This is a genomic window from Lutibacter sp., assembly GCF_041596795.1.
In the GTDB taxonomy this organism is placed as follows: domain Bacteria; phylum Bacteroidota; class Bacteroidia; order Flavobacteriales; family Flavobacteriaceae; genus Lutibacter.
In genome coordinates this window covers 1-12,073 of sequence record NZ_JBFHHX010000102.1, presented here as the reverse complement: position 1 = coordinate 12,073, position 12,073 = coordinate 1, and the positions used below count along the sequence as shown (strand labels likewise).

Annotated in this window: 8 protein-coding genes; all 8 read left to right on the top strand. The window is 30.9% G+C overall.

All coding sequences use genetic code 11. The annotated features are described in order from the left end of the window. Positions 1 to 460: substrate-binding domain-containing protein (locus ABY298_RS11595; RefSeq protein WP_372746221.1), on the top strand; the 460-nt coding region annotated here is incomplete at its 5' end. 255 nt (positions 461 to 715) lie between these two features. Then, positions 716 to 2,095, top strand: a complete 1,380-nt coding sequence (locus ABY298_RS11590) for an MFS transporter (RefSeq protein WP_372746220.1) — start codon at positions 716 to 718, stop codon at positions 2,093 to 2,095. A 25-nt stretch (positions 2,096 to 2,120) separates the two neighbouring features. Next, positions 2,121 to 2,768 (top strand): beta-phosphoglucomutase, encoded by a 648-nt coding sequence (pgmB, locus tag ABY298_RS11585; RefSeq protein WP_372746219.1) that lies wholly within the window; start codon positions 2,121 to 2,123, stop codon positions 2,766 to 2,768. A 4-nt stretch (positions 2,769 to 2,772) separates the two neighbouring features. Then, on the top strand, positions 2,773 to 5,079 hold the full coding sequence (locus ABY298_RS11580; RefSeq protein ID WP_372746218.1) for a family 65 glycosyl hydrolase domain-containing protein: 2,307 nt from the start codon (positions 2,773 to 2,775) through the stop codon (positions 5,077 to 5,079). Between the two features lie 113 nt (positions 5,080 to 5,192). Beyond that, positions 5,193 to 7,016, top strand: a complete 1,824-nt coding sequence (locus ABY298_RS11575; protein WP_372746217.1) for an alpha-amylase family glycosyl hydrolase — start codon at positions 5,193 to 5,195, stop codon at positions 7,014 to 7,016. Between the two features lie 2 nt (positions 7,017 to 7,018). Further along, positions 7,019 to 7,987 (top strand): alpha/beta hydrolase, encoded by a 969-nt coding sequence (locus ABY298_RS11570; RefSeq protein WP_372746216.1) that lies wholly within the window; start codon positions 7,019 to 7,021, stop codon positions 7,985 to 7,987. A 100-nt stretch (positions 7,988 to 8,087) separates the two neighbouring features. After that, positions 8,088 to 10,463, top strand: a complete 2,376-nt coding sequence (locus ABY298_RS11565) for a TIM-barrel domain-containing protein (RefSeq protein WP_372746215.1) — start codon at positions 8,088 to 8,090, stop codon at positions 10,461 to 10,463. Between the two features lie 6 nt (positions 10,464 to 10,469). Further along, a partial coding sequence (locus ABY298_RS11560) for an alpha-amylase family glycosyl hydrolase (RefSeq protein ID WP_372746214.1) occupies positions 10,470 to 12,073 on the top strand: 1,604 nt, incomplete at its 3' end.

Sequence of the window (12,073 nt, the reverse complement as noted above, 5' to 3'; positions counted from 1 at the left end):
CTTACTTACCACAAAAGATTATGTAACAGTTGGAGCTTTACGTAAAGAAGGATATTTAAAAGCCTTAGTGGCAAATAATATTGGTATTGATGAAAGTTTGATATTTAAAATTGATGATGATGTTAATTTATACCAACAAATTGAGAAAGTAGTAAACATTCCAAATCCACCAGATGCTATTTTGGCGGTAAATGAAATATATGCTGCAAATGCTTTAAAAGTAGCAAAAGCAAAAGGAATGGAAATACCTGAAGATATTGCTATTATAGGTTTTACAAGTGGTTTAATATCAGAATTTACGTCACCTCCACTAAGTTCGGTTGTACAACATGGTTTTTTAATGGGACAACATGCCGCAGAACTATTAATTAATAGAATAGAGCACAAAGCACCTGAAGAATATCAAAAAAAAGTAATTTCAACCAATATTAAAGTTAGAAAATCTACCCAGAAATGTTAATTTTAATAAAAAAACAGTATTAAAATATCCATTTATTTTTAAATTAAAGAATTTTTTTTAGTTAACTCTAAGGTTATAGTACTGAATTTTAGTTTTTTTAGGTACAAAATCTCCATTCAAAAAAATAAAAGTTAAATATAAATTTATATATTTGCTCTGTAAATTTAGGTTTACATCTACTATTTTATTCACACTTCACACAACATTTATTTAAGACCAACGGTCTTATATTGTATAATTATTAATATTATCGTTATGATTAAACGGAAACTAAGTTTCTGGGAAATCTGGAATTTAAGTTTCGGTTTTCTTGGAGTACAATTCGGTTTTGCGTTGCAAAATGCAAATGCAAGTCGAATTTTAACGAGTTTGGGGGCAGATCCTCATAATCTCTCGTTCTTTTGGCTTGTAGCTCCTATAATGGGACTTATTGTACAGCCTGTTGTTGGTGCAGCAAGTGATAAAACCTGGACACGATTAGGAAGGCGGTCTCCTTATATTTTATTTGGTGCTGTAGTCTCTATGATTGCCATGTTTTTTATGCCTAATGCACCATTAATTATAAAAGGAGGTGCTGCATTAGCATTTGGAGTTGCTATGTTAGCATTAATGGATGCTTCTTTTAATGTAACATTTCAACCATTTAGAGCGCTAGTGGCAGACATGACACCTGATGAGCAACGAAATGTAGGTTATTCCATACAAAGTTTTTTAATTAACGCAGGAGCCGTAATAGGATCAGCGTTACCTTTTATTTTAACTTGGGCAGGAATTGCAAATGAAGCCGAAGCAGGAAAAGTAGCTCCTTCAGTAATTTGGTCGTTTTATATAGGTGGATCATTATTACTTTTAAGCGTATTAGTTACAGTTTTTAAAACAAAAGAATATCCACCAAAAGAATTTGAAGCATTTAGTGGAGCGTCTGAAAACGAAGAAACAAAAAAAGAAAATTTCTTTCAGCTAATTTTAAAAATGCCAAAAACAATGAAACAATTGGCAATAGTTCAACTATTTTCATGGTTTCCATTGTTTTTATTATGGGTATACTCAACAACAGCAATTTCACAACATTATTTTGGAGTGCCAATTAATTACAACGCAGAAACGGTTACGGATCCTTCAATTAGAGAAGCATTTGATAATGCTGGTAACTGGGTTGGAATTTGTTTTGCTGTATACAGTTTAGTAGCGGCTTTATATTCTATAATAATGCCTAAACTAATTAGAATGACCAATAGAAAATTTGTATTTTCATTATCATTATTGTTTGGTGGAATAGGATATATTTCAACATATTTTTTCCATGACCAATATTTATTATTAATATCTATGGTTGGAATTGGAATGGCTTGGGCAGCAATTTTAGCCTTACCGTATGCAATTTTGTCGGGAACTTTACCAACAAAAAGAATGGGTGTTTATATGGGACTTTTTAACTTAACAGTTGTAGTTCCTCAAATATTAAGCGGTGTATTAGGAGGTCCAATTTTACAAAATTTCTTTGGAGGCGAAGGTATTTATATATTGGTATTTGCCGGAATAATAATGATTTTTGGAGGAGTTGCAGTTCGTTTTGTGGAAGATAAAAGCGAAGAAACAGTAGAAACTGCTCAAAGTGTAGGAGATAAAAATTAAAAAAATTAAGAATTAAGAATAAAAAATGAAAGCATTTATATTTGATTTAGATGGTGTTATAGTAGATACAGCAAAGTACCATTTTTTAGCATGGAGAAATTTAGCAAACGAGCTAGGTTTTGAATTTACAGAAGAACATAACGAATTGTTAAAGGGAGTAAGCAGAGTTAGATCTTTAGATATTTTATTGGAAATAGGAAAGGTAGAGTTAACAGAAGCTCAAAAACAACCTTTATTGTTAAAGAAAAATGAAGAGTATTTAAGCTATGTTTATAAAATGACTTCAGATGAAATTTTACCAGGAATATCGGAATTATTAGATTATTTAGATACTAAAAAAATTCCGTATGCCTTAGGTTCTGCAAGTAAAAATGCACCATTAATTTTAGATAAAGTTGGACTTTTAAAAAGGTTTACAGCTATTGTTGATGGAAATGATGTTTCAAAAGCAAAACCAGATCCTGAAGTGTTTCTTATTGGTGCAAAAAAACTAAATAAAAAACCTGAAGACTGTATTGTTGTTGAAGATGCTATTGCCGGTATTGAAGCCGCAAATGCAGCAAAAATGATGAGTATTGGAATTGGTGATGCAAAATTATTAAGCGAAGCAACCTATGTTTTGGCTAATACTTCTGAATTTACCCTTGAATTTTTAAATAAAATATTAAATTAAGATTATGAACAAGAATTATATAATACCAAACGAGTGGTCTATTATTGAAGAAGGTTTTGATGCTGAAAACGTAGAAGCTTCTGAAAGTCTGTTTAGTATAGGAAACGGAGCAATGGGACAACGTGCAAATTTTGAAGAAGATTATTCAGGCAAAACGTTTCAAGGTAGTTATATTGGGGGTATTTATTATCCTGATAAAACACGTGTTGGTTGGTGGAAAAACGGATATCCTGAATATTTTGCAAAAGTATTAAATGCACCTAACTGGATAGGAATTCATATTCAAATTAACGCAACTACTTTTGATTTAAATGTTTGTAAAATCTCCAATTTTAAAAGAGAATTAAACATGAAAGAAGGTTGGTTAGGGCGCTCTTTTAACGCCACACTTCCAACCGGTGAAGAAATTGAAGTACAAGCTAAAAGATTTATTAGTGTAAAATACAACGAAGTTGGTGCTATTGAATATGCTATAAAAGCAATTAATTTTTCGGGAGAAATAACCTTTTCACCTTATATTGATGCTGGAATTGAAAATGAAGATGCAAACTATGATGAATTTTTCTGGGAAACTTTAAAAATTGTTGAAGGTACTCATCAAGGGTGTATTTTGGCAAAAACATTAAAAACCGAATTTCATGTTGCAACGGCCATGGAAATTGATTTTGCCGTTAACGGAAACCAAGTTTTGCCAACACACATTACAACTATTGAAGAAAAAGAATTAACCTATACTTATAAAGTAAAGGTTGCAAAAGGAGATACAGCTACAATATATAAATATGCATCGTACGTAAGTTCCTTAAATTATGAAAAAGCTGATTTAATTGATGCCAGTTTTAAAAATGTAAGTGAAGCTAAAAATATTGGTTTTAAGCAATTATTTCAAGATCAAAAAGAATCTTGGGCTACTATTTGGGAAACAGCCGATATTATTATTGAAGGAGATATTAAAGCACAACAAGGAATTCGTTTTAATATTTTTCAACTAAATCAAACCTATATGGGAACCGATGCACGTTTAAACATTGGTCCAAAAGGGTTTACTGGTGAAAAATATGGTGGAAGCACTTATTGGGATACAGAAGCATATTGTATACCATTTTATATGGCAACTAAAGATGCAAGTGTTGCTAAAAACTTATTATTATACCGTTACAATCAATTAGATAAAGCTATAGAGAATGCAGCAAAATTAGGTTTTAAAAATGGCGCAGCATTGTATCCAATGGTAACTATGAATGGTGAAGAATGTCATAACGAGTGGGAAATTACCTTTGAAGAAATTCATAGAAATGGAGCCATGGTGTATGGTATTTACAACTATGTAAATTTTACACAAGATTTTGAATATGTAGTTTCTAATGGATTAGAGGTAATGATTGCTATTGCTCGTTTTTGGCATCAACGTGCTAATTGGTCCGAAGCAAAACAACAATATGTAATTTTAGGAGTTACAGGTCCAAATGAATACGAAAACAACATCAACAATAATTTTTACACCAACTATTTAGCAAAATGGTGTATAGAATATACTATTGATTGTTTAAATAAAGTGAAACACAATTATCCAAATGACTTTGATAGAATTTTGAAAAAAACCAATTTATCTATTGAAGAAACGTATAAATGGATGAAAGTTTCAGATGCTATGTATTTCCCTTTTAGTGAAGAGCATAACGTGTACTTACAACAAGATGGATTTTTAGATAAAGAAATAATTCCGGTAAGTGAGTTGCCAAAATCTGAACGACCAATAAATCAAAAATGGTCATGGGATCGTATTCTTCGTTCTTGTTATATAAAACAAGCCGATGTTTTACAAGGAATGTTTTTCTTTGAAGATAAATTTGATAAGGAAGTTGTTGAACGTCATTTCGATTTTTATGAACCTTTAACAGTACATGAATCATCTTTATCACCTTGCGTACATTCAATTTTGGCTGCTTCTATAGATAGAATGCCAAAAGCATACGAGCAATATTTACGTACAGCACGTTTAGATTTGGATGATTACAATCATGAAGTACATGAAGGTTGCCACATTACAAGTATGGCAGGAACATGGATGAGTGTTGTACAAGGTTTTGGAGGAATGCGTGTTTGGGAAAATGGAGTTTTAGTATTTAATCCACAAATACCAGCAGAATGGAAATCGTACTCATTTACAATTAACTTTAGAGGAAATGTTTTAAAAGTTTATAAAAGTCAAACCGACTGTAAATTCCGCAACGAATCTGAAAAAGAACTTAAATTGATAGTGAATAATAAAGAAATATTAATACCAGCTAATCAATTAATAACAGTATAATTATCCAATTCCTGTAAAAAAAATAGTATTTTTATTTTTTTACAGGAATTGTTTTTAAAAATCAATTCAAAATGAAAAAATTTAATCTCTATATACTATTTTTATTCATAATAATGAGTGTGAACGGGCAAAATATACAAAAAATAGAACCTCCGTATTGGTGGGTTGGTATGAATAATAATCGACTAGAGTTAATGATTTATGGTGAAGATATTGCACAATACATACCATCCATAAAAAATTCAGCTATTCAATTAGTTGAAGTAAAAAAAACAGATAATAATAATTACCTATTTTTAAACTTAAACCTTTCAAAAGCAACTGTAGGAAAGTTTGCTATTAATTTTTCAAAAGCAGATAAAAAAACTAATTTTTCTGTTGATTATGAATTAAAACAACGTATAGAAAATTCTAATTTAAAAGAAGGTTTTAGTAGTTCAGATGTTATATACCTTATAACCCCAGATAGATTTGCAAATAGTGATATTTCAAATGATAAAGATCAATCGTTAAGAGAGACATCAATTAACAGAAAAGATGATTATGCCCGTCATGGAGGCGATATAAAAGGGATAACCGCACATTTAGATTATATTAGTAGTATGGGCTTTACGGCAATTTGGCCAACGCCACTGTTAATAAATGATATGAAAGAAAGCTCGTATCACGGGTACGCAATGACAGATTTATACAAGGTAGATCCGCGTTTTGGAACTTTAGAAGATTATATAGAATTGTCTAATAAAGCCAGAAATAATGGATTGAAATTAATAATGGATCAGGTGGAAAATCATATTGGAAATGAACATTGGTGGATGAAAGATTTACCTGCAAACGATTGGATAAATTATCAGAAAGAAGCAAAAGAAGGGAATTTTATTATAACAAACCATAGACGTACAGCTAATCAAGATTTTTATGCTTCTGAAGCAGATAAAAAATTATTAATAGATGGTTGGTTTGTTGATGGAATGCCAGATTTAAACCAAAATAATCCTTTATTATCTACGTACTTAATTCAAAATAGTATTTGGTGGGTAGAAACTTTAAATTTAGGAGGTATTAGGCAAGATACCTATCCATATTCAAGTAAAGAATTTATGGCAAAGTGGGCAGGATCCATTATGGAGGAATATCCAAATTTTAGTATTGTTGGTGAAGAATGGAGCTTAAATCCGTTGTTAGTTGGTTACTGGCAAAAAGGTGCTAAAAATAAAGACGGTTATCAGTCTAATTTAACCTCAACTATGGATTTTCCAATGCAAAGGGCTATTGTTAATGGTTTAAATGAAGAGGAGTCTTGGGATACTGGTTTTGTAAAATTATACGAAGGTTTGGCAAATGATTTTTCGTATGCAAATCCAGAAAATATTATGATTTTTCCAGACAATCATGATATGAGTAGAATTTACACCCAATTACACCAAGATGTTTTAAAAACAAAAATGGCCTTGGGATATTTGTTAGCCTTACCAAGAATTGTTCAAATTTATTACGGAACTGAAGTGCTGTTAAGTGATGCCGAAAAACCTGGAGACCACGGTTTAATTAGAACTGATTTTCCTGGTGGTTGGCAAGGAGATAGCGTAAATGCTTTTACAGGTGAAGGTTTATCGGAAAAACAAATTGAAATGCAATGGTTTTTAAAAACTGTTTTAAATTACAGAAAAAATAGTGAAGCCATTCATAGCGGAAAAACTATTCATTTTGCTCCTGAAAATGGCGTTTATGTATTGTTTAGAATTAAAGGAAATGAAATTGTTACTGTAATTTTAAATAAAAATGAAAACGAAATTGAGTTAGATTTAACAAGATTTGCTGAGGTTGGATTAACAGGACAAAAAGTTAAAAATATAAATACTTCAGAAGAATTTACTTGGTCCAATTCTATAAAACTTAATGGAAAAGGAATTTATATTTTAACTACAAAACTTTAGTAATGCGTTTTTTTAAAGAAATATTAGTGCTAAGTATTTTGTTGGTATTATTTTCTTGTAAAGAAAAACAACAAATAACAGCTGTAAATACTCCAGTAAAATTTTCAGAATTTAAAGGAAAATTAGCTTCTGGAACTATAAAAGTAATAGATAGTTTTCCTTCAAAATTTGTACGACCTAGAACTGTTGCTGTTTGGTTGCCAAATGGGTATTCTGTAAATGAAAAATATGCTGTTATGTATATGCACGATGGACAAATGTTGTTTGATGCAGCAACTACTTGGAACAAACAAGAATGGAAAGTTGATGAAATTATTGGCAATTTATTAGATTCAGCAAAAATTAAGAAAACCATTGTTGTAGCAATTTGGAATCATCAAGATATTAGACATTCAGATTATTACCCTCAAAAACCTTTTAATTTATTACCTCAAAAGTTTAAAGACTCTATTTTTTCCGAAAGTCAAAAACAGTTTGGAACGGCATTTAAAGGATTGCAATCTGATAATTATTTAAAATTTATTGTTGAGGAGGTAAAACCATTTATAGATTCAAACTTTTCGGTTTATAAAAACCCAGAAAATACAACTATTGCAGGTTCAAGTATGGGCGGATTAATTTCTATGTACGCAATTTGTGAATATCCAAAAGTTTTTGGTGGAGCAGCGTGCTTGTCTACACATTGGATAGGTTTTATGCCTCAAGAAAATTCGGTAGTTCCTGAATCATTTTTTAAGTATTTAGAGTCAAATTTACCTTCACCCAAAACACATAAAATTTATTTTGATTATGGAACAGAAACCTTAGATAAATTTTATTTACCCTATCAAAATAGGGTAAATGAGGTGCTAACTTTAAAAGGTTTTGATAACTCTAATTCAAAAAATTTAAAATTTGAAGGGCACGATCATTCTGAAAATTCTTGGAGTCAACGTTTTCAAATACCAGTTGAATTTTTACTAAAAAAATAATAAACCGTCAACCTGAACTTGATTCAGATTCTCATTACTATATACTATTAATGAGAAAATAAACGCTGAAACAAGTTCAGTTTAACAAAAAAACATTTATATGAGAGTATTAAAATTTTTAATTTTTCTTTTTACGTTTTCAACCACAATTTTCTATTCTCAAAATTCTGCTAGAAAGTTTGTAACAGTTAAAGCATATACTAATTATGTTGAGGTAAAAACAAATGATGGTTTGTACAGATTTCAACCCTACGGAAATGAAATAATTGAAACTTCATTTATTCCAAATGGTGAAAGTTTTTCTGAAAATTCTCACGCAGTTGTTTTAAAACCAAAACCGGTTAAAATGGAAATTATTGAAACTTCCAATGTAACCGAAATTAAAATGTTAGATATTTCTGTAAAAATAACTCACGCGCCATTTCAAATTTCCTATTATTATGAAGGTAAGTTATTAACTTCAGAGAAAAATGGCTATTCAAAAAATGATGAATTTGAAGAATTAGATTTTAATTTAACCAACGATGAAATTTTATATGGTGGTGGTGCACGCGCGTTAGGAATGAACCGAAGAGGTAACCGTTTGCAATTGTACAACCGAGCGCATTACGGATACGAAACGCATTCGGAATTAATGAATTTTACCATTCCTTTAGTATATTCTTCAAAAATGTACGCCATTCATTTTGATAATGCACCAATTGGTTATTTAGATTTGGATAGCAATAAAAACAATACACTTACATATCAAACAATTTCTGGTAGAAAAACCTATCAAATTATTGCTGGTGATGATTGGGAAGAATTGGTAGAAAATTATGTAAGTTTAACAGGGTTTCAACCCTTAATTCCACGTTGGGCATTAGGTAATTTTTCAAGCAGATTTGGATACCATTCTCAACAAGAAGTTGAAAATACCATTGCTAAATTTTCAGAAGAAAATATCCCTGTTGATGCTGTTATTATAGATTTATTTTGGTTTGGAAAAGAAATGAAAGGAACTATGGGAAATTTAGAATTTCATAGAGATTCCTTTCCTAATCCTGAGAAAATGATTGCTAATTTAAAAGCAAAAGGAGTTAAAACAGTTTTAATTACAGAACCTTTTGTGTTAACAACATCTAACAAATGGGATGAAGCTGTTAAAATGGATATTTTAGGAAAAACCAAAGAAGGGAATCCATATACCTACAATTTTTACTTTGGAAATACTGGAATTATAGATATTTTTAAACCAGAAGGAAAAGATTGGTTTTGGGATATTTATAAAAACTTAAATACCATTGGCGTTGCAGGTTGGTGGGGAGATTTAGGAGAGCCAGAAGTGCATCCATCGGATTTATTACACGCAACTGGAACTGCAGATGAGGTTCATAATATTTATGGGCACAATTGGGCTAAATTAATTTTTGAAGGTTATAAAAAAGATTTTCCGCAACAACGTCCGTTTATTTTAATGCGCGCAGGATATTCTGGATCACAACATTACGGAATGATTCCTTGGTCTGGAGATGTAAACAGAACTTGGGGCGGTTTGCAATCGCAAGTAGAAATTGCCTTACAAATGGGAATGCAAGGTTTAGGTTACATGCATTCTGATTTAGGTGGATTTGCTGGTGATAATTTAGACGATGAATTATACACACGTTGGTTACAATATGGTGTTTTTCAGCCAATTTATCGTCCACACGCGCAAGAAGAAGTTCCAAGTGAACCCGTTTTCAGAGAACCTAAAACTAAAGGATTAGCAAAAAAATCTATTGAATTACGTTATCAATTATTGCCTTATAATTATACCATTGCTTTTGAAAATAATCGGAAAGGAACACCATTAATGCGTCCGTTATTTTTTGAAAATTCTTCAAATAATCAGTTATTAGTAAATGATAAAACCTATTTGTGGGGGAACGATTTTTTAGTAAGTCCGGTTGTAAAACCAGGCATTACAGAACAAGAAGTTGCATTTCCAAATGGCTCAAATTGGTTTGATTTTTATACTGGAGATAAAATTGAAGGCGGACAAACAAAAACAGTGCAACTTTCAGAAGAAAGCATTCCAACATACGTTCGTGGAGGTGCATTTATTCCAATGATTTCAACCATTCAAAGTACAGTAAATTATAGTTTAAAAAATTTCGATGTTCATTTTTATTTTGATGAATCTGTAAAAGAGAGCAAAGGAAAAATATACAATGATAACGGTGAAACGCCCAATGCTTTTGAGAAAGAAATGTATGAAATAGTGCATTTTGAAAGTGAATTTAAAAAAGGTTGTTTAACTGTTGAAATTGAGCAAGAGCTTGGGGAAAACTATCAATTTTCATCAAAAGAAATAAAACTAATAGTTCATAATATTTCAAAAAAACCTAAAAAAGTGAAAGGTTATAAGTTTACGTGGAATGAGGAAAAAGGCACACTTGAAATTATAATTTCAATACAAAAAGTTTCAGAAAAAACAATCAAAATTAAATTCTAAATAAGAATGAAAAAATATATTATAGTAGTAGTATTGTCCATTATTATGGCTAATTGCACAACAAAAAAACAAGAAATGGCCGCAGAAAATTCTTTTAAAGAAGTTCCTTTTATTTGGGAAAATGCAAATATCTATTTTTTACTAACAGATAGATTTAATAACGGAAACCTTGAAAATGATGTAAACTTTAATAGAACAAAAGAAACATCAAAATTAAGAAGTTTTGAAGGTGGTGATATTATTGGAATCACCAAAAAAATAGAAGAGGGTTACTTTACCAATTTAGGAATAAATGCTATTTGGTTAACACCAATTGTAGAGCAAATTCACGGAGATGTTGATGAAGGTACGGGTGCAACTTACGGTTTTCACGGGTATTGGGCGAAAGATTGGACTGCTTTAGATCCTAATTTTGGAACTAAAGAAGATTTAAAAAATTTAGTTGAAGTAGCACATAAAAACGGAATTAGAATTGTATTAGATGGCGTTATAAATCATACAGGTCCGGTAACTAAACTAGATCCTGTTTGGCCAACTGATTGGGTGAGAACTGATGTGCAATGTTCTTATGAAGATTACGAATCTACTGTAATGTGTACCTTGGTGAAAAACTTGCCAGATATTAAAACGGAAAGTAATGAAGCTGTTGAAATTCCAACAGAACTAGCTGAAAAATGGAAAGCAGAAGGAAGATATGAGCAAGAAATGAAAGAATTAGATGCCTTTTTTGCAAGAACAGGCTATCCAAGAGCTCCAAGATTTTATATAATGAAATGGTTAACAGATTATATAACAGAATTTGGAATTGATGGTTACAGAGCTGATACGGTAAAACATACGGAAGAAAGTATTTGGGGAGAATTTAAAAAAGAATGTGAGTATGCATTTGCAGAATGGAAGAAAAATAACCCAGATAAAGTGTTAGATGATAATCAGTTTTATATGGTAGGAGAAGTATATAATTATGGAATTGGTGGCGGACAATTATTTGACTTTGGAGACAAAAAAGTAAATTATTTTGAAAATGGCTTTAGAAGTTTAATAAATTTTGAATTTAAATGGAATGCTGCTCAAAACACCTATGAAGAATTGTTTTCACGATATTCTAATATTTTAAATAATCAATTAAAAGGTTTTGGTGTTTTAAACTATGTAAGTTCACATGATGACGGAAGCCCGTTTGATAAAGATAGAACTAAAACTTATGAATCGGCCACAAAATTATTGTTGTGTCCAGGAGCATCACAAGTTTATTATGGAGATGAATCTGCACGTTCTTTAGTTATTGAAGGAACAGTTGGTGATGCAACCTTACGTTCTAATATGAACTGGGATGAAATTGCTTCAAGCAAAAACACAAAAGAAATTCTATTGCATTGGCAAAAATTAGGAAAATTTAGAAGTAATCATCCCGCTGTAGGTGCAGGAGTTCATAAAATGTTAAGCGAAAATCCGTATGTTTTTGAAAGAACATTTATAAAGGATTCATATTCAGATGCTGTTGTTATTGGTTTAGATTTGGCCTTAGGAGAAAAAGAATTGACCGTTGGAACTATTTTTAAAGATGGAGATGTACTAACAGATGCTTATTCTGGGATAAAGGTTGAAGT